Origin of the sequence: Aeromonas sp. 603079 (assembly GCF_049172135.1) — a bacterium.
Lineage (GTDB): Bacteria > Pseudomonadota > Gammaproteobacteria > Enterobacterales > Aeromonadaceae > Aeromonas > Aeromonas veronii.
This window is the reverse complement of record NZ_JAAKPX010000007.1, coordinates 1-22,878: the sequence shown is the minus strand read 5'-3', so window position 1 is coordinate 22,878 and position 22,878 is coordinate 1. Positions and strand designations below refer to the sequence as shown.

General features: G+C 57.7%; 19 protein-coding genes. 6 read left to right on the top strand and 13 right to left on the bottom strand.

Annotated features, from left to right (window positions below; genetic code table 11):
- Positions 1-60: 60 nt before the first annotated feature.
- The 3 genes from G5287_RS06465 to manA all read right to left on the bottom strand — a co-directional run bounded on the left by G5287_RS06465 (position 61) and on the right by manA (position 7,045).
- Positions 61-2,463, bottom strand: a complete 2,403-nt coding sequence (locus G5287_RS06465; protein WP_216953255.1) for a GH92 family glycosyl hydrolase — start codon at positions 2,461-2,463, stop codon at positions 61-63.
- Positions 2,464-2,518: 55 nt separating this feature from the next.
- Positions 2,519-5,215 carry a GH92 family glycosyl hydrolase gene (locus tag G5287_RS06460; RefSeq protein WP_227342364.1) on the bottom strand — a complete coding sequence of 899 codons (2,697 nt, stop codon included), beginning with the start codon at positions 5,213-5,215 and terminating at the stop codon, positions 2,519-2,521.
- 639 nt (positions 5,216-5,854) lie between these two features.
- Positions 5,855-7,045, bottom strand: coding sequence for a mannose-6-phosphate isomerase, class I (manA, locus tag G5287_RS06455; protein WP_216953257.1), 1,191 nt, complete (start codon positions 7,043-7,045; stop codon positions 5,855-5,857).
- Positions 7,046-7,161: 116 nt separating this feature from the next.
- On the opposite strand from manA, the gene G5287_RS06450 reads away from it, so the two are divergent.
- Together G5287_RS06450 and icd are read left to right on the top strand one after the other, a co-directional pair.
- Positions 7,162-8,037: an AraC family transcriptional regulator gene (locus G5287_RS06450; RefSeq protein WP_005347181.1), complete on the top strand. Its 876-nt coding sequence runs from the start codon at positions 7,162-7,164 to the stop codon at positions 8,035-8,037.
- A 156-nt stretch (positions 8,038-8,193) separates the two neighbouring features.
- Entirely contained in the window at positions 8,194-9,447 is a 1,254-nt protein-coding gene (icd, locus tag G5287_RS06445) for an NADP-dependent isocitrate dehydrogenase (protein WP_421231049.1), read from the top strand.
- A gap of 72 nt (positions 9,448-9,519) precedes the next feature.
- Here the strand turns inward: icd and G5287_RS06440 are convergent, their stop codons facing one another.
- From G5287_RS06440 to G5287_RS06425, 4 genes are all read right to left on the bottom strand, one after another.
- Entirely contained in the window at positions 9,520-9,696 is a 177-nt protein-coding gene (locus tag G5287_RS06440) for a hypothetical protein (RefSeq protein ID WP_005337712.1), read from the bottom strand.
- A 496-nt stretch (positions 9,697-10,192) separates the two neighbouring features.
- Positions 10,193-10,369, bottom strand: a complete 177-nt coding sequence (locus G5287_RS06435; RefSeq protein ID WP_005347176.1) for a hypothetical protein — start codon at positions 10,367-10,369, stop codon at positions 10,193-10,195.
- A gap of 279 nt (positions 10,370-10,648) precedes the next feature.
- Positions 10,649-11,098 (bottom strand): C40 family peptidase, encoded by a 450-nt coding sequence (locus tag G5287_RS06430; protein WP_216953259.1) that lies wholly within the window; start codon positions 11,096-11,098, stop codon positions 10,649-10,651.
- Positions 11,099-11,291: 193 nt separating this feature from the next.
- Complete coding sequence (locus tag G5287_RS06425; RefSeq protein ID WP_421231048.1) at positions 11,292-12,200, bottom strand: hydrogen peroxide-inducible genes activator; 909 nt, start codon at positions 12,198-12,200, stop codon at positions 11,292-11,294.
- A 146-nt stretch (positions 12,201-12,346) separates the two neighbouring features.
- On the opposite strand from G5287_RS06425, the gene G5287_RS06420 reads away from it, so the two are divergent.
- Positions 12,347-12,949: a peroxiredoxin C gene (locus G5287_RS06420; protein ID WP_216953261.1), complete on the top strand. Its 603-nt coding sequence runs from the start codon at positions 12,347-12,349 to the stop codon at positions 12,947-12,949.
- A gap of 181 nt (positions 12,950-13,130) precedes the next feature.
- Here G5287_RS06420 and G5287_RS06415 read toward each other — a convergent pair whose 3' ends face one another.
- The 6 genes from G5287_RS06415 to G5287_RS06390 form a co-directional block, all read right to left on the bottom strand.
- Positions 13,131-14,096, bottom strand: coding sequence for an alpha-L-glutamate ligase-like protein (locus G5287_RS06415; RefSeq protein WP_216953262.1), 966 nt, complete (start codon positions 14,094-14,096; stop codon positions 13,131-13,133).
- Positions 14,097-14,099: 3 nt separating this feature from the next.
- The gene (locus G5287_RS06410; RefSeq protein ID WP_227342369.1) at positions 14,100-15,638 is read right to left on the bottom strand and encodes an inactive transglutaminase family protein; all 1,539 of its coding nucleotides are present in this window, start codon (positions 15,636-15,638) and stop codon (positions 14,100-14,102) included.
- A 3-nt stretch (positions 15,639-15,641) separates the two neighbouring features.
- A complete protein-coding gene (locus G5287_RS06405; protein WP_227342371.1) occupies positions 15,642-16,430 on the bottom strand; it encodes an ATP-dependent zinc protease in 789 nt (262 codons plus the stop codon).
- Between the two features lie 52 nt (positions 16,431-16,482).
- The gene (gene cmoB, locus G5287_RS06400; protein ID WP_042056497.1) at positions 16,483-17,460 is read right to left on the bottom strand and encodes a tRNA 5-methoxyuridine(34)/uridine 5-oxyacetic acid(34) synthase CmoB; all 978 of its coding nucleotides are present in this window, start codon (positions 17,458-17,460) and stop codon (positions 16,483-16,485) included.
- A complete protein-coding gene (gene cmoA, locus G5287_RS06395) occupies positions 17,457-18,203 on the bottom strand; it encodes a carboxy-S-adenosyl-L-methionine synthase CmoA (RefSeq protein ID WP_069529805.1) in 747 nt (248 codons plus the stop codon). Before cmoA ends, cmoB begins: the two co-directional genes overlap by 4 nt.
- A 275-nt stretch (positions 18,204-18,478) precedes the next feature.
- The gene (locus G5287_RS06390) at positions 18,479-19,327 is read right to left on the bottom strand and encodes a DUF72 domain-containing protein (RefSeq protein ID WP_227342372.1); all 849 of its coding nucleotides are present in this window, start codon (positions 19,325-19,327) and stop codon (positions 18,479-18,481) included.
- Positions 19,328-19,489: 162 nt separating this feature from the next.
- On the opposite strand from G5287_RS06390, the gene G5287_RS06385 reads away from it, so the two are divergent.
- The 3 genes from G5287_RS06385 (at position 19,490) to G5287_RS06375 (ending at position 22,383) form a co-directional block, all read left to right on the top strand.
- A complete protein-coding gene (locus G5287_RS06385; RefSeq protein WP_005337686.1) occupies positions 19,490-19,741 on the top strand; it encodes an FmdB family zinc ribbon protein in 252 nt (83 codons plus the stop codon).
- Between the two features lie 32 nt (positions 19,742-19,773).
- Complete coding sequence (gene aspS, locus G5287_RS06380) at positions 19,774-21,540, top strand: aspartate--tRNA ligase (protein WP_157162313.1); 1,767 nt, start codon at positions 19,774-19,776, stop codon at positions 21,538-21,540.
- A 102-nt stretch (positions 21,541-21,642) separates the two neighbouring features.
- Entirely contained in the window at positions 21,643-22,383 is a 741-nt protein-coding gene (locus G5287_RS06375; protein WP_005337681.1) for a YebC/PmpR family DNA-binding transcriptional regulator, read from the top strand.
- Positions 22,384-22,878 lie beyond the last annotated feature (495 nt).

The window sequence follows — 22,878 nt, the reverse complement described above, 5'->3', positions numbered from 1 at the left end:
TTGTTCCTCAAATTCCGGAGATGAAAAAGCGGCAAGCCGGGTGGCTTGCCGCTTGTAGAGTTACGGGGTCGGTTGCTGGTTGGTCATCACAAAACGCAGCTCACCACCGGGACGGATCTCGCTGTGGGCGAAGGTGTTGTACTGGTTGAGTGGCTTGCCATTGATGGTGACCTCTTTGACATAGAGGTTGTCCGGGCTGTTGTTCTGCGCTACCACGTTGAACTGACCGTCGGGCAGGTTGATGGTGACCTTGTCAAAGATGGGACGACCGATGGTGTAGGTCGGGTCGCCCGGGGAGATTTGATAGAAGCCCATGGCACTCATGATGTACCAGGCCGACATCTGGCCGACGTCTTCATTGCCGATCAGGCCATCCGGGGTGGTTTTGTAGAACTCCTTATAGACCCGGTCGAGGTACTCCTGCGCTTTCCAGGGCTGGGCGGTGCGATTGTAGAGATAGATGACGTGGTGTGAGGGCTCGTTGCCATGAATGTACTGCCCGATGTAACCGGTCATGTCCTGATGTGCTTCGCCCCCGTTGGGGTCGGCGTTGAACAGGTTGTCGAGCTTGTCGTTCAGTCCCTGCTGGCCACCCATGATCTCGGTCAGCTTGTCGAGATCCTGCATGAAGGACCACTGCCACTGCCAGGCATTGCCCTCGGTGTAGTAGAAGGCATCCGACTTGTAGGGATCGAAATCGGCCGCCGCGTATTTCAGGGCGCACGGGTCACCGTTTTTCAGCTCGGTCGGTACGAAGAAGCCTTTGCCATCGGCATTGCCAGCCTGGGGATCCCAATGTTTGAGCGAGTTGTAGGATCGTGCCTTGAACTCCTGATAGGTAGTCATGTCGCCCGCGGCTTTCGCCATCTCGGCGATGGTCCAGTCGTAGAAAGAGAACTCCAGCGAGTAGGAGACCGAGTTCCAGTTGGGATAACGGACGCACTGCTCTTTCTCGTGATAGCTGAGCTGACCGGCCATCAGCGAGCTCAGGATGTCGTCATGGATCTGCGGGTAATCGGCAGGCCGGTAGTGGGCCGATTTGACCGAGGCTTCCAGTGCCTCTTGCGCATCGATCAGCCCCTTGGTCACCGCATCGGCAAGGATGGCCGCCGAGGGGTAGCCAATCATGGTGCCGGTTTCCGAGCCGTGGCCTTCCCATTTGGGCAGCAGGCCGAACTCCACGTTGGATTTGCGGATCAGATCCTTGGCGTAGAGAGTCGCCTGTGGCGGGTCCATGATGGTCCACATGGGGTGAACGGCGCGGAAGGTATCCCAGGTCGAGTAGATGGAGTAGTTGGGGGTATCGCCAGGTTGCAGGGTGCGCAGGGTGCCTTGCATATCAAGATACTTGCCATCCACATCGTAGAGCTCGATAGGGGCGATCATCATGTGGTAGAGAGCGGTGTAGAAATTGGTCTTCTCGGTCTCCGTCCCCCCTTCGGTTTTGAGTGTTGCCAGCTTTTCGGCCCACGCGTATTCTGCGTCTGACTTCACCTTGGCAAAATCAAAGGTGGGGGCTTCCGCCTCCAGATTCTTCTGTGCTCCTTGCCAGCTCACCGCCGAGATACCGACCCGGATCTCGAGCGGTTGGTCACCCTGGCCAAAATTGAGGTAGGCGGTCAGGTCATCCCCTTGATAGACGCTGTTGGGGCGCATCTCCCGGGTGGGCATCTTGTCCTGCTCGCCCAGCATGGCCCTGGCCACAGGTTGGTTGAATTTGGCGTAGAAGAAGATGTTCTGGCCCTGATGGTTCTGTCCCTGGAACCAGCCAGTGGAGGTTTTGCGGCCACGCAGGGTGTACTCATCCACCACTTCGATTTTGTTTTTCAGCGATTGGCCGTTGTTGTTCAGCAGGGTATGACCCAGATCGAATTTCACATTCCGATCCGCTCCTTTGGCGAAGGTGTAACGGTGCAAACCGACTCGTTTGGTGGTGGTCAGTTCAACCTCAATCTCCCCCTTGTTCAGTCTGGTTTTGTAATAACCGGCGCTGGCGTGCTCATTGGTTTTGTCAAAGGCGTTTATCTGGGCGTCGGCCATCTCGGCGTAGGGCAGTACCAGAATGTCGCCCAGATCGGTGGCGCCGGTGCCGGAGAGATGGGTATGGGAGAAGCCGTAGAGCGGAACATCGGTTGCGACGATCTCGCCCGTGAGGTAATTGGAAGAGTCCCAGTAGCCGGAGGCTGAGTGCCAGGGGTTGAGTCCGCTCTCGTGATCGGTGTTGGAGCCAATAAAGGTATCCGGCGAGAGCTGCACCATGCCGGCAGGGCGGGTGGCACCGGGGAAAGTGTGGCCTGATGCGGCGGTGCCTATCATGGGGTCAACGTATTTCAGTACCGACAGATCGACAACCGGAGTTACCGGTTTCTCGATAGCGGTAGACTCGCTCTCACTGTTGCAACCGGCGATGCCACCGGTCAGTGCGGCAATCACCGCAAGAGAAAGAAGATTGCACTTGAACATGGTCATTCCATTTTTGAGTGGTGATGGGGGAGGAAGTCCTCCCCCGAACAGGTGATTAACGGGAACCGGCAGGCAGGTCGCCTTCGTGCAGGAAGGTGCCGATACCTTGCGCGGGCGGCAGATCTTCCGGCTGGCTGCCCCAATTCTGGTTGGGGCTATCGCCCATCACGAATTCAAGCTTGCCGCCACTGAGGATTTCCTCATGGGTGAGGTAGCTGCGATTGAACTCGCTGCCATTGAGGCGAGCGGACTGGATGTAGATGTTGTCGCGGCTGACATTCTGGGCCGTGACGGTGAACTGTTTGCCCGCACCCACATCGAGCGAGGCGGTTTCGAACATGGGGGTGCCAATCTCGTAGATGCCGGAGGAGGCATTGACCGGGAAGAAGCCCAGCGCCCGGAACACGAACCAGGCAGAGAGGGTGCCAAAGTCATCGTTGCCACAGATGCCGTCAGGGGTGTTCTTGTAGCAGACGTTGGTGGCTGCCACGATGGCGGCCTGTCCCTTCCAGGGCTGTCCTACGTAGTTGTAGAGGTAGGGCACATGGATATCGGGCTCGTTGCCCTGCACATGCTGTCCCACGTTGCCGGTGTTGAATACCGGGAACTGGTTGTCGCCAGCGTTGCGATCCGGATAGGTACTCCAATACTCGTCCAGCCGTTTGGCAAACAGTTCGCCCCGTTTGGCCTGAGGATTCCGGGTCTGGTCGAACCGGGTCATCAGATCGACCAGGCCATGAATGTCATGTTGAACGCTGAAGGCGTATTGCCAGCCGTTGGACTCGGCGAATGACCAGTTGAACATGTCGGGGCGCCAATCCTTGCCCACTGCCCGGCCGGTTTTCGGGTCTACCCAGCCGGCATCGATGAAGTTGCCATCGTAGTCACGGGCCTTGAACCACCCTTTGTACTGCTTGCCGCCAAAGTCAAACTGCGCCTGCCAGTTCTTGGATCTATCGGCAAACTCCTGATAGCGGGGGTCACTTTCGCCAAATACTGCCTTGATCGATTGGGCGATCGCCCAGTCATTCATGGAGTACTCCAGCGAGTAGGAGGAGGTCCAGGCATCCTTGAAGGGGGAGTGAGATTCCCAGTCATTGCCCGGCGGTGTGTCATGCAACTGGGCAGGCACATAGCCTTGCTGCTCGTACTCCTTGATCCAGGCGACTCCCTGGCTGGTGGCTGCGCGGGCGTCGGTGATCATGGCGGTCACCAGTCGCTCCTTGATCTCCTGACGTTCCGCATCGCTGAAGCCCAGCGCGATCATCCGTCTGTCCAGCGAGCCTTTGGAGAGCACGTCGTGGATCACCGGGGTGGAGTGCATCCCCATCATCATGCCGGTCTCGTTACCCTTGAAGGTCCACTCCGGCAATCTGCCCTTGCGCAGGTTGCCCAGATCGTCCATCCACTCCTCCTCGGCGTAGGAGAGCATGGAGAGCACCACATCGGCGAGGCGATCCGGCTCCAGCAGTGACGAGAGGGGTTGTACTGCGCGGTAGGTGTCCCACAGGGAGAAGGTGTCGTAACGGGTAAAGTCCGCTTTGCCATCCCGGTTGGCATCGGCGGTACGCACCGACTCCTTGAGGGTGTCGATCTGCTCGCCCCACGGCGTGTTGCCATCCGGATAGGCGTTGCGCCCCTGATGGACCTGGCGGTAGCGTCCGTCCAGATCAGAGTGAATGGTCTGGCCCAGATAGGTGTGGTAGAGCGCGGTATAGAAGGTCTGTTTGTACTCCTCATCCCCACTGACCCGGATTTTGCCCAGCTCCTTTTCCCATTTTTGGGTCGCAGCCTGACGGACATCGTCAAACGACATATTGGCCACTTCGGTCATGTTGAGTGAGGCGCCAGCGTTGCCATCCCGGCCGATCTCGACGTTGGAGAGGGCTACCTTGGCCTCGACAGTCAAGCCCGCCGCTGCGGTATCAAATTCCACATAGGCACGCGCGTACTGATATTTGCCACGGGTCTCGTTGCCGATCTCGGTGGTGCCTTCCGGCAGGTCCAGATAGCGGTTTTGGTCTTTGTCAAAGTAGGCGAAGCGGATGTTTTTGATGGGCTGGTCGAACTCCATCACGAAGAACTCTTTCTGGCTGGGGGCCCAGCCGTCAGAGAAGCGATGGCCCTCGATCCGGTTGTGGGTTTTGTCCCATTTCAGATAGGAGTCGGAGGTGTAGTCCCAGTTGACCTTGAAGCCGAGGTTGACCACGATTTCCGATTTTTTATCTTGCGGGAAGGTGTAGCGATGAACCCCCACCCGATCCGAGGCGGTCAGCTCGGCCTTGATCCCGTAATCCTTCAGATTGACCTTGTAGTAGCCCGCCGTTGCCTCTTCATCCTTGTGGCTGTAGCGGGAGGCCTCCAGATTCAGTGAGGCCGACCCCTCGTTCAGCATGAAATTGGAGCGTGAGTTGATCGGCATCACCAGAATATCGTTGAGATCTCCAGCTCCGGCCCCCGAGAGGTGAGTGTGGGAAAACCCGGCGAGGCGGTTGTCGTGGTAGTAATAGCCGGAGATATATTCCCAGCCATTGGCCCCATTATTGGGCGACAGTTGCACCATGCCATGCGGGGTAGTGGCACCAGGATAGGTGTTGCCCAAATTACCTGTGCCGATGAACGGATTGACGTAACGGGAGACGTTCGTCTCTTTATTGTTATCGACAGCGGTATCCGAGTCATTTTGACAACCGGATATACCAACCAGGCCAGCCAGTACTGCACACGCGAGCAGGGAACGTTTCAGTTTCATATTTGTCGCCACAGGTTAATGAAAGTAGGGTATCGAACGTATAAAAACAGATAATGCAGAACGCCGGGCCAGCCAATGAATATCTGCCGGATGAGAGAGCCATCTGCATGTATTACCCCGACTGTCACTGGATATAGAGGGTGACGGGGGGAATATCAGCCAGATAAAATGGATAGTGAAAACGTTCTGGCCATACAGGCGGAAAAATAAATGCGCAGGAAAATAACAGGCACCTATAGCCTGATTTAAAAAATCGCCCCTTACACTTATGAAATAAGTGGCTGAGCTGTGTTACATCTGGAATATATAAATGCTCTTAAATGTTTTTCCTGCTGCCTGTAAATTAACTGTTTCTATTATTTCGTTGATTAATATCCTGGGACAGAGGAAAAAAATGGCATTAACTGGATTTTTATGACGTGTGGGGAAGGGTGTGAGCTGGCTCGCATAACTGCAGGGTGGCGTGACCAGGGAGGCTAAATGATATTAATCATTATAATTCAGCGTGTTATTCTTCGATGTTGAGTTAAATGACCGATTTTGTGAGTCGTACCGGGCTCTACATGGTCAGATGAGCTGAAAAAAAGGGCCCTGCTGGGCCCTTTGAACAGAGAGTGATGAGCCGATGGCCCACCAGGATCAGCGGTTGCTGGCGCGGGCAAAACGCCCTTCAGCCGTCACGCGATAATCGCCGGTGCTGGCGGGTACAAATGCAGATTGCCCTATGGTCAGTGTCAGACGCTCACCATCCTGGCCAATGAGGGTGATGGGCCCATCGATGGCGAACAGGATCTCGGCATTGCCGGTGGTGAGGGCATGTTCGCCTGCGCCATATACGCTGAAGGTGAAATCCGGTACCGGCACGTCGAAGTGCTGTACTGTGCCTTCCATGCGAGGGGTGAGCAGGATCTGGTCGTCCGGTTTGGCGACACAGCGGGTGCATGCCAGCAGCTCCGGCACATCCATGTATTTGGGGGTCAAACCGGCACGCAGCACGTTGTCGGAGTTGGCCATGATCTCGAGGCCAGTGCCGTGGATGTAGGCGTGGGGGGTCTGGGCATCAAGGAACATCGCCTGACCCGGCTCAAGTGTCACCACGTTGAGCAGCAACGGCGAGAAGAGCCCCACATCCCCCGGGTACTGGTTGGCCAGCTTGCTGATGGTGGCGAAAGTCTCTTCATCCTGATGGGCGGCGGCATAGGCCAGCAGGCGAGCCAGCGCCTCGTCCTTGCGATCACCGCTGAGGATCAGCAACTGGTGGAAGAAGTGCCGCAGGCCAGCTTCATCCTGTGACTGGCGAAGCGCCGCGGTCAGGTCGACCAGGGCGGGCAGCGCCATGCGATCGAACAGGGCCAGGATGGCCGGGATGGCGCGAAAGCCGTTCATCGCCTGATAGCGGGTGAGGGCAAAGACCAGCTCCGGCTTGTGGTTCGGATCCTTGTAGTTGCGGTTGCTCGCCTTGATATCGATGCCTGCGGCCTCTTCTCTGGCAAAACCGGCTTCGGCCTGTGCCTTGCTCGGATGTACCTGAATGGAGAGGGCTTGCTCGGCGCAGAGCACCTTGAACAGGAAGGGGAGTGAGCCGAAACGAGCCTGGGTAGCTTCGCCCAGCATGGCGACGGGGTTGGCGTCAATCAGGCTGGAAAGCTTCACGGTCTCGCCTGCCAGGGTCACTTCGGAGCAGCCATTGGGGTGAGCGCCCATCCACAGTTCAGCTTGTGGTTTGCCTTCGGGATTTTTGATGCCAAACAGCGTGGTCAGGGAGTCACGACTGCCCCAGACATAATCCTGGATCGGGTTGCACATTAGAAAAAACGGCGGGTAGCTCATGGATGGCTCCTTGTATCAGAACGATTTTTTGGGAATTTCAGTCTGGCGCGGACTATAGCATGGCAGGGGCAGCGCACCGCAATCGGTTGCTCTCTGCATCTTGATCAGGATCATTCATGAGTATCATCTTTACCCAGCTGTTGGACGGCTTTCTAAGTGAGGGGGGAGGCTTTGAGAAGGTGTTGTTTGCCTCTGACAAAGGGGTGCCTCCCTGCTTCAGTTATCAGGTCAATTTTCCGCGTCTCGAGCTGGTATTCAGTGGCCACTATCTCAACCAGATCTGGTCCCCGGAAGGGGATGTGCAGTCGGTACAGATGGGGCCGCGGGAGGCGATGTACATTCCCCCCAACGGCTGGAACAAGCCGGATTGGGACAATGACTGTTCCGTGCTCAGCCTGTTGTTCGGCAAGCGTCAGATAGGGTTCAGTCTGGTGAGCAAGCACAAGGGAGACACCGGCTTCTTCGATGTGCAGAAGCACAGTATTCAGGCCGGTGCCGGACGGGCGCTCGATCATATCCTGCTCTCCCTCAACACCCTTGCGCAGGAGCCGATAAGGGCACCGATGGACAATCACCTGCTGCAGGCGCTGCTAAGTTATTCACGGCAGTTGCTGGTGGAGTCGGAGAGCGGTCGTCCTCGTGGCTCCGATCTTTTTCACGGCATCTGCATCTACATTCAGGAAAATTTCCACCGCCCCATCAGTCGCGAATGCATCGCTGCCCGCTTCAATCTCTCCCCCAGCCACCTCTCACGCCTGTTCCGCCAGCAGGGGCACATGCGGCTAGCGGACTACATCAGCTGGGTGCGGCTGGAGCGGGCCAAGTTCATGCTGAAAAAGTATCGCTTCCGTCTCGAAGAGGTTGCCAATCGCTGCGGGTTTACCGACGTGAACTACTTCTGCCGGGTGTTCAAACAGAAGACCGGCTTGACCCCTTCCCAGTACCGTTCCCTGAGTCAGCCGCAGGCGGCGGCCAGCGAGCTGGAGGGATAACGGGGCGGGGTCGGCAAGGCGTTGTGACGGTGCACTGGCGGGTGGCTACCTCTTTGGTCTGACATGCTTTCTTGTCGTTTTATTATGAAAATGAATGGGCTAAGATGGCCGCGCGCAACAAACAAGTTGATAACAAACGGAAGTTAGGAGATGCCGATGGAAAGCAAAGTAGTAATCCCGACCCAGGGTCAGAAAATCACAGTCGATGCCAACGGCAAGCTGCAGGTTCCCAACCATCCGATCATTCCGTTTATTGAAGGGGATGGCATCGGTGTTGACGTAACCCCTGCCATGTTGAATGTGGTGAATGCTGCGGTCGAGAAAGCCTACAAGGGCGAGCGCAAGATCGCCTGGATGGAGATCTACACCGGCGAGAAATCGACTCATGTCTATGGCGAAGGTGCCTGGCTGCCGGCCGAAACCCTGGATTTCATTCGTGAATATTGCGTGGCCATCAAGGGCCCGCTGACTACTCCGGTCGGTGGCGGTATTCGCTCTCTCAACGTAGCCCTGCGTCAGGAGCTGGATCTCTACATCTGCCTGCGTCCGGTACGTTACTACGACGGCACCCCGAGCCCGGTGAAACGTCCTGATCTGACCGACATGGTGATCTTCCGCGAAAACGCCGAAGACATCTACGCCGGCATCGAATGGAAGGCCGACAGTGCCGAAGCGAACAAGGTGATCGCCTTCCTGCAAAACGAGATGGGCGTGAAGAAAATTCGTTTCCCCGAATCCTGCGGGATCGGCATCAAGCCGATGTCCAAGGCCGGTACCGAGCGTCTGGTTCGTGCCGCCATCGAGTATGCCATCGACAACGATCGTGACTCCGTGACTCTGGTGCACAAGGGCAACATCATGAAGTTCACCGAAGGTGCCTTCAAGGATTGGGGTTATGCCCTGGCCCAGAACGAGTACGGTGCCAAGCTGATTGACGGCGGCCCCTGGTGCTCCTTCAAGAACCCGAAAACCGGCAAGACCATCGTCATCAAGGATGTCATCGCCGACGCCTTCCTGCAGCAGATCCTGCTGCGTCCGGCCGAGTATGACGTCATCGCCTGTATGAACCTCAACGGTGACTACATCTCCGATGCGCTGGCTGCTCAGGTGGGCGGTATCGGTATCGCGCCGGGTGCCAACATCGGTGATGGCGTGGCTCTGTTCGAGGCAACTCACGGTACTGCACCGAAATATGCCGGTCAGGACAAGGTCAACCCGGGCTCGCTGATCCTCTCCGCCGAGATGATGCTGCGCCACATGGGCTGGGTCGAAGCGGCCGATCTCATCATCAAGGGGATGGAAGCGGCGATCCGCAACAAGACCGTCACCTATGACTTCGAGCGTCTGATGGAAGGGGCCACCCTGCGCTCCTGTTCCCAGTTTGCTCAGGACATGATCGACCAGATGTAATCTGCTGCTTGCCAGAGACGCAAAACCGGCGCCATGTGCGCCGGTTTTTTTATCGCGAAAGAGTGCAGGGGCTTATTGCGCCTGCTCTACGTGTTGCTGATAGCGTTGCTGCCATTTGCTGGTTTCTGCTTCATCACCCTGGGCCTTCCAGAAGGCGCAGATGGTGTTGGCAAGTTCCGAAGCCATCGCGTGATCTCCGTCACGTCGGCTCATCAGATAATCTCCCAGCCAGCTTTGATATTGTTTCATTACCCGATCTCCTTATCTCATGTGCCCTTGAAGGTGCCCACCTTGACGGGAGCCTGTCGGCTCATCTTGGGGGGAACATCATCAGGCATGATGGTGCAAAGTCACGACCCGGGCAGAGAGCCCGATGGGCAATCTGGCGGCGAACGTGACGCGAGATGTCAAAAAATGAGCGCCATTTTAGCACAAACTGACCAACTTGGGGGAATTGTCGCCATGGATTGCGACAGAACTGCCCATCCCCTTGTTCTCAAAACAGAAAACCCGCCGTGAGGACGCGGTTGGTTTGGATGAAACCCAGGGAAACAGGGTGGGGAACCCTGTTGTGTCCGGTTGCATCGACGAGCTCGACACTTGGTTCTGGATGAGCAGTGTCATGGACTCAAGAAATGGTAGAGGGGGCATGCAAAAGGGCGTTATGCGGGAACTTGCTATGCGCGAAGCAATAGGGGGCAGCCTTGCTGCCAACAGATGGCTGGCAGCAAGGTGACGGTCGGGATCAGGTGGTCTTTTCCAGATGGTTCTGGTAAATCTGCTGCCACTTGTCCAGTTCGGTTTCATCTCCCTGTTGTTGCCAGAACTCGCAGATGGAACTCGCCATCTCGCATGCCATGGCGTGGTCGCCGTCACGGCGACTCATCAGGTATTGCCCCAGCCAGTTTTGATACTGTTTCATTGGATGATCTCCTTATCTATTTAACCCTTGATACTGCTGCTGTGAGCCACCCGTCCGGCAGTGCTGTCACAGCCACTTTCGCTGCTTCGCTTATTGTCAATCAGGACAGATAGCGTATGAGAAAAGCGCGAAAGTGCTAAAAATTGGCCACCATCTTATCACAAAATGGTATGAAAGGCAGGTTTTGGGGCCAATTGAGTTTTCAGTGCAGGGGATTATCTCGACCTGGCGACCGGGATTGACGGAGTCCAGCAGTATAACGGGCAGGTGTTTGAACCTTTACTGGGTTACCCGACGGGCTTGCCAATAGCGGCTGTTCCAGTAGACATTGTCGAGTCTCGAACGGATTACACCCTTGCTCGTGGAGGCGTGGATAAACTCGCCGGCACCGGTATAGACCCCCACATGGTACTGCTGCCAGCCGGTTTTGAAGAAGACCAGATCCCCGTGTTGCAGCCGGTAGCGATCCACCGGTTTGCCGATACTGGCCTGGGATTCGGTGGTTCTTGGCAAGTTGACTCCCAGCACCTGATTGTAGGCGAGCTGGGTGAAGGCGGAGCAGTCGAGTCCGGCGCGGTTGGTGCCGCCCATCCGGTAGGGGACGCCACGCCACTGCTGGTAGAAACCGTCAAAGGCACTGCTCTGCTGGCGGGGCGGCGGTGGCTCTGGCGTGCTGGAGCAGGCGGCCAGCAGCAGGGTCAGCAGGGATAGCATCAGCTTGCGGTACATCGGAGAGCTCTCCACAACGGGGTCTACCAATAGAGACGTCTGTTAACCGCCACCCCGGACAGAATATGGTGACGGCCGCCAGTGGCGTGACAACTTTTCCATCATAAACAGGGATCTGGCTTGATACCTAGTCCCGAAAGGAGAAAATGCGGCAAGTGAGCGAAAAACGCCAGCCTGCGGCTGGCATTCGGGGTCAGTGGGCGGGATTGATCAGTGGGGTAAGCAATTCGGCCAGCTTATAGAAGGTTTGCACCCGGGTGGTACTGGGACGCCAAACCATGCCGATCTCGCGATAGGATTTTTCCCCCGGCAGGGGAATGGCGACCAGATCCGAATTGGCAAGAATGCCGGCGTCGATGGCCATCTGAGGCAGGAAGGTAGTGCCAAGTCCCGCCTCGACCATCTGCACCAGAGTGTGCAGGCTGGTGGCGGCAAAGGGATTGATCTTGCTCTTGTCCCGCAGACGGCAAGCGCTCACTGCGTGCTCGGTGAGGCAGTGCTCCCGCTCCAGCAGGAAGATGCTCTGGTTTGGCAGCTCCTTGTAGTCGAACGGGGTGTGTAGACCGGCCGCCATGCTGGCGGGCATCACCATGTGGAACGGATCCTGGCCGACGGTCTTGCAGTGAAAACCACCGATCTCGATGGGGAGAGCGAGGATCAGCAAGTCGAGCTGACCTTGTTCCAGCTGCTTGAGCAGATTGCTGGTGGTGTCTTCCCGCAGTAACAATTCGAGGTCAGGATAGGTTTTGCTGCATACTTTCAGCAGTTTGCTGAGCAGGAAGGGGGCGATGGTGGGAATACAGCCCAGACGCACGGTCCCCTGCATCACACCACCCTGGTGTTGACCTAGTTCCATCATATCTCGCGCATCGGAGAGCAAATTGCGAGCGCGCTCGACGATTTCCATGCCGACCGGGGTCATAATGAAGCTCTTGTGGTCCCGCTCCACCAGTTGCAGGTTCATCATCTCTTCCAGCGTCTGGATCCCGGTACTCAAGGTCGACTGGCTGACATGACAGGCCTTGGCGGCGCGGTTGAAGTTCTTGTGCTCGTCGAGAGCGACCAGATATTGCAGCTGTTTGAGGCTGGGCCAACGTTGCATAGGAAAATCCGATTAATGCTATCTATTTAATTTGATTTAACTAATCTACCACCGGGTCTATAGTTTGTCGCTTGAATTAGACGGACTAGGCTCTTGGTAGCCCAATCCTGACTGGATTGTTCACTTCACTTAAAGAGGAATTGAATATGGTATTGGTAGGCCGTCCCGCACCCGATTTTACCGCCGCAGCCGTTCTGGGTAATGGCGAGATCGTTGATTCGTTCACCCTCTCATCCCACATCAAAGGCAAGGCAGCCGTCCTGTTCTTCTATCCGCTCGACTTCACCTTCGTCTGCCCGTCCGAGCTGATTGCCTTCGATCACCGTCTGGAAGAGTTCAACAAGCGTGGCGTGGAAGTGATCGGTGTTTCCATCGATTCCGAGTTCTCTCACAACGCCTGGCGCAACACCAAGATCGAAGACGGCGGCATCGGCCCAGTCAAGTACCCCTTGGTGGCCGACATCAAGCACGAGATCTGCAAAGCCTATGATGTCGAGCACCCGGAAGCCGGTGTGGCGTTCCGTGGCTCCTTCCTGATCGACAAAAACGGTGTTGTTCGTCACCAGGTAGTCAACGATCTGCCGCTGGGTCGCAACATCGACGAGATGCTGCGCATGGTGGATGCCCTGCAGTTCCACGAAGAGCACGGCGAAGTGTGCCCGGCTCAGTGGGAGAAAGGCAAGAAAGGCATGACCGCCTCCCCGGATGGCGTTGCCAAGTATCTGTCCGAGAACGCCGCTTCCCTGTAATCGGGTCTGCGTGCCGGATAGTGAAAAACCGATGCCCAGGCATCGGTTTTTTTATGGCCGTTGTTTGGCTGTCTGGTTCTGTCCCATTGCTCGGCAGGATTGTCGTTGCCGGCAGCGCGCCGATAAACGGCAGTCATAAAAAAGCGCGCCCTTTGGCGCGCTTTTGACATGGGGGGCGGGACTACTCGTCAAAGATACCGAAGTGTTCTTTGGCAAAGTTGACCCGCTGCGCCACGCTCATCTTGACCTGTCCCAGCTTCTCGATGGTCTTGAGGTTGGGCACCAGGCCACGACCGTTGGCGATTTGAATGGCCAGACCCGGGCGGGCGTTGAGCTCCAGCAGCATGGGGCCGCGGAACTTGTCCAGCACCATGTCGGTACCGATGTAGCCCAGACCAGACATCTCGTAACAGGAGGCGGCCAGGGTGAGCAGGGTATCCCAGTGGGGTACCTTGAGCTCATAGAGGTCGAGGCCGGTATCCGGGTGGTGTCGCAGCGGATTGCCAAACTGCACCGCCCGCAGCGCGCGGCCGGTACGCAGGCACAGACCCACCCCAACGGCGCCCTGGTGCAGGTTCGCCTTGCCATCGGAGGCCGAGGTGGAGAGGCGCATCATCGCCATCACCGGGAAGCCTTTGAAGATGATCACCCGGGCATCGGGCACCCCTTCGAACGAGTAGCCGTCGAATACGTCATCGAAGTTGATAAGGCCTTCGACCAGCGCTACGTCTGGCTTGCCACCAAGCGAATAGAGCCCCGCCAGAATGTTGGAGACATGGCGCTCCAGATCCTGGCCGTTGCAGGCGCTGCCGTTGGGTTTGTAGAAGAGACCATCTTCCTGACGGAGGATCACCAGGATCCCCTTGCCGCCAGAGCCACGGGCCGGCTTGATGCAGAAGCCCGGCCAATCTTTTACCAGCTCGGTGATGCGACCTACATCGTGCTGGGCACGGATGGTGCCGATCAGCTCAGGCACCGTCACGCCTGCATCCAGCGCAATTTGCTTGGTCTGCAGCTTGTCATCCACCAGCGGATAGAGGCTGCGCGGATTGTAGCGGCTGATGTAGGAGTGGTTGCGCTTGTTCATACCGAGGATGCCTGCCTGCGACAGGCTCCACGGAGTAGTGTACTTTTCCCAGAACCACATCTGTTACTTGTCCTTACCCGGGGTGGCGCCAGACTTGATCTCGTCCACCAGCGGCTTGAAGCGCTTCAGCTCACTCAGCTTGTAGCCGGTGTAGTTACCCATCAACAACACGGTCGCCATCAGTACCAGCTGCAGGCCGAGGAAGTTGAACGTGAGGTGACGGATCAGTTCGTTGTCCATGGCCAGATAGGCGATGATGGCCACCAGCAGGGAGCCACCGCCCTGACGGAACACCTCTTTCGGGCCCTCTTCTTCCCACAGGATGGACATCCGCTCGATGGTCCAGGAGAGGATGATCATCGGGAAGAAGGTGATCTTCATACCGTCGGTCAGCCCCAGCTTGAAGGCGAACGCGGAGAAGATACCGATCATCGAGATAACCATGATGATGATTGCCGATATTCGGGCGACCAGCAGCAGGTTAAGCCGAGATAGATAGGAGCGGATGATGAGACCGGTGCCGACGATCAGCAGGAAGCCGATGAGACCGGTGATCAGCTGGGTCTGGATAAAGGCGACGGCGATCAGCACCGGCATAAAGGTACCGGAGGTCTTGATGCCGACAATCACGCGCAAGAACACCACCATCAGCACGCCGATCGGGATCAGCAGCAAGCCCTTGAACAGGGTCTGCTCTTCCAGCGGCAGGCTGTGGATAGAGAAGTTCATCATCTCTGATTTTTCAAACTTCTGGGCCAGCGCCACGCTGACCGGCTGCTCCTGCTCGATCATCGAGAAGCTGACACGGGAGTTGTGACCACCGGTCACATCCAGCAGGGCGCCGGAGTTGTACTCCCACAGCAGCAGGTTGGCCGGACGGCCCTGTTCACCGGTTTGCGGGTTGAACAGCTTGTAGTCGGTCGGGCTGTTGAATACCTGCAGGTAATCCACCAGCTCCTGACGACGGCGGCCATCTTCCAGATTCAGAGCATGCACCACGCGGGTGGGGACGTCAGCATTGTTGAGCAGCTCGGCGATCAGGTTGGCACGGCTCTTGTGCTTTTTCAGCAGCTCGGCGTTCTGCTCCTGCTTCTCGATCTCCTTGATGATCTCGCGAGTCAGGGTGTAGCCGTCGGCAGAGCGCTCCTGGGCCCGCTCGAGGATCTGCTTCATCGCGGTGGCATAAGGCTCACTCTCGATCTGCTTCTCGATGGCAGGCGGCTGCGGATTGGCGGCCGGTTTGGCATGGGCATCTGCCATCATGTCGACGCGGTAGTAGAGCTCCTGACGGCCGGAGGCGGTGCGGATGGACCACTCGGCGCGGGCATCGCCATCTTTCTCGACAAAGGAGAGGCCGTAGCCGGGGCTGGCGGCGTTCTCGTTCATCAGGGTGAAACCGGGCTGGGTGCCCGGAATGGCCAGGGAGGCGATCACCGGCTCACCGGTCGCCTCAAACTCCAGCTTGGCTTCGATGGACCAGATCTGGCGCTTTTCACCGGGCGTCAGCGGCACATCCAACGCGATATGGTGATAGATCGTCATCCCCAGGCCGACAATGTACAGCAGGGCTACCAGCAAATAGAACGGCTTACGGGAAACCATGGATTATTTCACATCCTTGAGCTTGGGTTTGGGTTGGATATATTCGCGGGCCACATCAACCACGGCGATGTCTTTCAAAAATTCGCGACCCAGCAGCACCGGGAAGGTCATGTCGCTGCGGTCCTTCAGGGTAAATTCGGCTTTCTCGGTCATGTCGCCAATCCGTACCGCCAGACGGACCACCGGACGGCGGTCGAGATCGTCGGCAGAGGCCTGACGCACCCGCACATGGCGTACCAGCGGCGCTTCGATCTGGATCTTGTCATCCACATCCTGATGACTCAGGAAGAAGCGCACCCAGTTTTTGCCATTGCGTTCGAAAATGGTGATCTCCTGGGCACTGATGGAGGAGGTGGTCGCACCGGTATCGACCCGCGCCTGGAAGGCGTCGTTGGCGGCATCAACCCAGATCCACTCCGCTTCACCGACCATCAGCTTGCCATCGATGGTGTGGCCCTGATTGGGGGCCGGGCACTTCTCGGTGGGGATGGCCATCGGTTTGGGTGGCTCGGAGGGGAGAGCTGCGAGCTTGTGATCTACTTGCTTGACGGACTCTTTCATATTGGTGACATCTGTGTTGAGCTGAACCAGCAGGTGCTGTTGCTGCACATACTGCTTCTGTTGCTGTTCCATGGATGTTTGCAGGCGCAGCTCGCTCTGGCTCAGCTCGCTACGAAGCTCGGCCAGCGTCAGAGCGGGAACCTGAGGCGTTTTTTCCATATTGACACACCCGCCGAGACTGAGCAGGGAGAGCAGGGTCATTCCTTTTAATTTGCTTTTCATGTCATTCATTTAACTGTGCTTCCTGGAATTGGGTCAGTGTAACTTCCACAAGCGCCACCGGCTAGTCTTTGGCCTTGCGGGCAATCAGTACGGCACGTTTCGGCGCCGGGTGTCCTTCTACCGTGAGTGCCGGATTGTCTGGATCCAGATAGTCACTCAGGGATTCATTAATCATCCAGTCGGTACGACGCTGTTCGTCGGTGCTGGTCATATTCTCGTCTACTATTCGCACGTCGGTGAAGCCGCAGCGCTCGACCCATAGCTTGAGGGCGCGGCTTGAGGGAATAAACCAGACGTTGCGCATCTTGCCGTAACGATCGGTGGGCATCAGCACGTCGTTGACACCGCCGTCAATCACTAGCGTCTCCAGCACCAGCTCGCCATCATCTTTCAATTGATTGCGCAACTGCTCGATGTGCTCGATGGGGGATTTGCGGTGATAGAGCACTCCCATGGAGAAGACGGTGTCAAAGGCACGCAGCTCCGGCAGCTCCTGAATACCGAGCGGCAACAGGTGGGCACGCTGATCATTGCCCGCGAAGTGGCGAATGGCCTCGAACTGGCAGAGGAACAGCGGACTCGGGTCTATGCCGACTGCAAGCCGAGCCCCTTCACCCACCATGCGCCAGAGGTGGTAGCCGCTGCCGCAACCCACATCCAGCACGTAACGTCCTTCGAGCGGGCTGATATGGGGCAGCACCCGATCCCACTTCCAGTCAGAACGCCACTCGGTATCGATGTGGATGCCGTGCACGGTGAACGGCCCCTTGCGCCAGGGCATGAAGTGGCGCAGCAGGCTTTCGACCTTCTTGCGCTCCCCTTCGCCCAGGCTCTCGGCCGAGCCAATCTCGACCCGGCTTTTCAGCTCGACGTTGCCGGGGGAGACCACCGGCAGCTTGTTGAGAGCGCGGTTCCAGCGCGGCAGGTCGCCATGCTGGTTGTCATGTTGCCAGGCGTGCAGCTGGGCGGGCAGGGTATGCAGCCAGTGGCTCAGCCGGTTTTTGGCAATCAGTTGATAGAAATTGGCAAAGTCGATCATGGCTGGGCGTCGCTGGATTTGATGGCAATCATGGAGCCGAAGTTAAAGCACTGGAACCAGAGATCCTGATGGACGAAACCGGCGTCCCGTAGGCGAGCCTGATGCACCGGCAGGCTGTCGGTGCGCATCACGTTCTCAAGGGCGGTGCGTTTCTGGCTGATCTCCAGCTCGCTGTAGCCATTGGCCCGCTTGAAGTCGAGGTGCAGATCGATGAGCAGCTCGTTGACCGGTTCATCTTCAAAGCGGAACTTCTCGCTCAGGATCAGGATCCCGCCCGGGCGCAGACCATCGTGAATGCGCTGGATCAGGGCAGCACGCTTTTCGGGCTCGACAAATTGCAGGGTGAAGTTGAGCACCACCACGGAGGCGTTCTCGATCTCGATGTCGCAGATATCTGCTTCCACCAGCTCCACCGGCACCTCGGATTTGAAACCGGAGAGGTGGGCGCGGGCGCGCTCAATCATCGGGTGGGAGAGATCCACCGCGGTGATGCGGCAGCCGGACTGGCTGACATGGCGACGCATCGCCTGGGTCGCGGCGCCCAGTGAGCAGCCGAGATCATAGAGTCGGCTCTCGGGTTGGGCGTAGCGGGCGGCCATCATGCCGATGGCAGAGATGATGTTGCTGTAACCCGGCACCGAGCGCTGGATCATATCGGGAAACACGTCGACGACCTGTTCGTCAAAACAGAAGTCACCCAATCGGGCGATCGGGGCGGCAAAAATTTGATCTTTGGTATGCATGCTGGCGCAACCTGACAGTCGGGACATCACCCGGCTGTATTGTTCAATTGAGTCGTTGGGTGACACCCATCAGAGTAGATTTATCACCTGTTTACGAACGGGGTGGCTGGTCGTGAAATCCTTTGGACCTGTCCTGTTCGTACGGGCCATGTTCCGGACCCTTACTTGGGGCGGTAGTGTAGAGGATTGATGGCCGTTTGTCTTGACGCCAGGGCTTGCCACGCCACAAAAAAGCACTTTTTTTGCAGCGAAACGATGGCCGCAGAATGGGTTGGCTAAAAGCGCAGCACTCCCTGCCGTGCGCGATCGTTTTCCCCTGGCCAGGGGGCCATCTCCTGCTCCAGCAAGCGGGTGATCTGGCGGGCCAGCTCAGGTGCCTGGGCGTTGTCGGCAGTATGTATATAGAGGTAGAGATCCTTGCCCTCGGAAAGCCACTGGCGCCAGTGGGGGAGCCAGCTGGGCAGGAAGGGGTGATTGGCCGCCGGATCCGGCAGGCCGATAAAGCGCACCATGGGGGCGTTGGCGGTGGCCAGCAGATGTACCGGCAGGCGTGGCTTCTTGCCCTGGGCATCGACAAGGGCTGGCGTGGTTGCTTGCACCGAGAAGAGTGGCCGGCTGTCGAGCATCACCCGGTTGATGCCTTGTTCCATGAGCAGCCGGTTCAATGCTCGCTCGGCCTCCCCCTTGGCGAAGAAGTCAGGGTGACGCACCTCGAGGGCGTAGCGAAACGCCCGTGGCAGCCGCTCGATAAAGGCCGCCAGTCTGGCCAGCCCCTGTGGCCCGAAACGGGCGGGCAACTGCAGGGTGAGCAGCCCCAGCTTGTCGTGCAGCGGGGCGAGCAGGCGAATAAAGTCGGCGACTTGTTTGTCTGCGCTCACCAGATCGCTCTGGTGGCTGATGGTTTGCGGAAATTTGAAGTTGAAACGAAAGTGATCGGGCACCGCATCGGCCCAGCGCTGTACCGTGTCCGGTGTCGGCAGGGCGTAGAAGGTGGTGTTACCCTCCACTGAGTTGAACACGGTGGCGTAGTGGGCGAGGTGTTCGGCAGGCTTGGCGCCAAGGCCCAGTAGCTGGCCGGGCCAGCCGGGGTGGGACCACTGCGGCAGGCCCAAATAGAGGCTCATGATGGCTATTCTCTTCACTCTTGGTGCATTCGTGCCGATTTTTTACCCGCTTTTTGCCATCGAGTGCAAAAAACTGGCGAAAGGAGGCTGCTGGCCATTTTACCCAAAAGGGGGTTTTCCTCTATAATGCCAGCCCTTTTGTTTTTCAATTTCTTGTGACCCATGCCTATCTACGAATATCGTTGCGACGTCTGTGGCCATGAATTGGCAAAACTGCAAAAGCTTTCCGATGCCCCCCTGACCGACTGTCCGGCCTGTAGCAAGCCGAATCTGGTCAAGCTGATATCGGCGGCAGGCTTCCGGCTCAAGGGAACCGGATGGTACGAGACTGATTTCAAACCGGGTAAGAAAAAGAATCTGGCCAGCTGTGAGACAGACGGTGCTTGCCAGTCGTGCCCGGCGGCCCAAGGTTAACCGTCTCTCTACAATTTCGAAGGAAGAAGTCCATGCGCTCTATCTATTGCGGACAGGTCAATGAGGCCCATGCAGGGCAGACCATTACATTGTGCGGTTGGGTTCATCGTCGTCGTGATCTCGGCGGTCTGATCTTTATCGATATGCGCGACCGGGAAGGGATCGTTCAGGTGTTCTTCGATCCGGACAAGCCGGACGCGTTCGCCCTGGCCTCCGAGCTGCGCGGCGAGTTCTGCATCCAGGTGACCGGCGTGGTGCGCACCCGTCCCGAGTCCCAGCGCAACAGCGACATGGCCACTGGCGCCATCGAAGTGTTCGCCCACGAACTCAACATCATCAACCGTGCCGAGCCGCTGCCGCTGGACTTCAACCAGGTCAACAGCGAAGAGATCAGCCTCAAGTATCGTTACCTGGATCTGCGTCGTCCCGAGATGGCCAAGTACCTGAAGACCCGTGCCAAGGCCAGCGCCTTCGTACGCCGCTTCATGGACGAGCACGGCTTCCTCGATATCGAGACCCCGATGCTGACCAAGGCCACCCCGGAAGGTGCCCGTGACTATCTGGTGCCGAGCCGCGTGCACAAGGGCAAGTTCTACGCTCTGCCGCAATCCCCCCAGCTGTTCAAGCAGTTGCTGATGATGTCCGGCTTCGATCGCTACTACCAGATCGTCAAGTGCTTCCGTGACGAAGACCTGCGTGCCGACCGCCAGCCGGAATTCACCCAGATCGACGTGGAGACCTCCTTCATGACCGCGCCGCAGGTGCGTGAAGTGATGGAAGAGATGATCCGTAAACTGTGGCTGCACATCCTGAACGTGGATCTGGGCGACTTCCCGATCATGACCTTTGACGAAGCCATGCGTCGCTACGGCTCCGACAAGCCGGACCTGCGTCTGCCGATGGAGCTGGTCGATGTGGCTGATCTGCTGACTGCTGTCGAGTTCGCCGTGTTCGCGGGCCCCGCCAACGATCCGAAAGGCCGTGTGGCAGCCCTGAAAGTACCGGGTGGTGCCGAGCTCTCTCGCAAGCAGATCGACGAGTACACCAAGTTTGTCGGTATCTACGGTGCCAAGGGCCTGGCCTGGATGAAGGTCAACGAAGCGGCCAATGGCATCGAAGGCGTGCAGTCTCCGGTTGCCAAGTTCCTCTCTGACTCCATCGTGCGCGAGATCCTGGCCCGTACCGGCGCGGCCGACGGCGACATCATCTTCTTCGGTGCCGACTCCAAGAAAGTGGTTTGCGATGCCATGGGCGCCCTGCGTCTGAAAGTGGGCCGTGATCTGGGTCTGCTGGAGAACAGCTGGAAGCCGCTGTGGGTCATCGACTTCCCGATGTTCGAGGAAGATGGCGAAGGCGGTCTGGCTGCCATGCACCACCCCTTCACCGCGCCGAGCAACATGAGCCCGGCCGAGCTGAAAGCCAACCCGGTGGGTGCTTACGCCAACGCCTACGACATGGTGATCAACGGTTACGAAGTGGGTGGCGGTTCTGTCCGTATCCACAACAGCGAGATGCAATCCACCGTGTTCGATATCCTGGGTATCACCCCGGCCGAGCAGCGCCTGAAGTTTGGCTTCCTGCTGGATGCGCTGAAGTACGGCACCCCGCCGCACGCCGGTCTGGCCTTCGGTCTGGACCGTCTCAGCATGCTGCTGACCGGCACCGAAAACATTCGGGACGTCATCGCCTTCCCGAAAACGACCGCGGCCGCCTGTCTGATGACAGACGCCCCCAGCCTTGCCAACGCCGCCCAACTGGGTGAGCTGGCGATTGCAACCACCGTCAAGGGCGACGAGTAAGCCGATACCGGCACCGGAGGCCGCCGCCGTGCGGCCTCTGTGTTTCCCTTGGGTTAGTCATGATCAGTGTTACTGACATTTAAAAAATAACGGAGAGTCTCTATGGCAGGTCACAGTAAATGGGCCAACATCAAACACCGCAAGGCCGCTCAGGACGCCAAGCGTGGCAAGATCTTCACCAAGCTGATCCGCGAAATCACTACCTCCGCGCGTCTGGGTGATGCCGATCCCGCCAACAACCCGCGTCTGCGTGCTGCGGTGACTGCCGCCCTGACCAACAACATGACCCGCGACACCATCAACCGTGCCATTCAGCGTGGCGCCGGTGGTGGCGATGGCGAACAGCTCGAGACCATCGTATACGAAGGTTACGGCCCGGCTGGCTCTGCCGTGATGGTAGAGTGCCTGACCGACAACCGTAACCGTACCGTAGCCGAAGTGCGTCACGCCTTCAGCAAGTGCGGTGGCAACCTGGGTACCGACGGCTCCGTTGCCTATCTGTTCAGCAAGAAAGGTCTGCTGACTTTCGTGGGCGTAGACGAAGATGCCCTGATGGATGCCGCGCTGGAAGCGGGCGCCGATGACGTGGTCACCGAAGAGGATGGCACCATCGAGGTGTACACCACCCCGAACGACTTCGGTACCGTGCTGGATGGTCTGGAAGCTGCCGGCTTCAAGGCCCAGAGCGCCGAAGTGACCATGATCCCCTCCACCGAAGCGGAGCTGGATGCAGAAACTGCACCCAAGCTGATGCGTCTGATCGACATGCTGGAAGATCTGGACGATGTGCAAGAGGTGTATCACAACGGCTCCATCTCCGATGAAGTCGCTGCGACCCTCTGATCGCTGAATCGTGCTCTCCCGATGGCAGCCTGATGGCTGCCATTTTTTTATCTTTGCATCGTGGCAACTGCTGATGTGTCGGTTGAGCAATCGGCGCAACAATTCTCTTCACTGACAATCTTTCCCGTTTTCTCTGCGAATTATCATTGCTCTGTCTCTGCCAGTTGGTTGGCCCTGTACGTATGCCAGTCGCAGTTCTGCTGCATTGCGTTAGCGAGGCTCCGCTTATCCTGTTTATCACACCTTTAGCTCTTGAGATGGCGTTGACTGCTCATATCTGCCCGTCAGGGTAATTCGTTGGGGGTAGGGGATAGGAGGTGATGGAGTGTGCTCTTGTTATCACAGGTGCCCATCAATACAGAGTGACAGGTTGGGATGTTGATAGCGGATTGGCTGGGGCGAGTTGGTTAGTTGGTTAGTTGGTTGGTTGGTTGGTTGGTTGGTTGGTTGGTTGGTTGGTTGGTTGGTTGGTTGGTTGGTTGGTTGGTTGGTTGG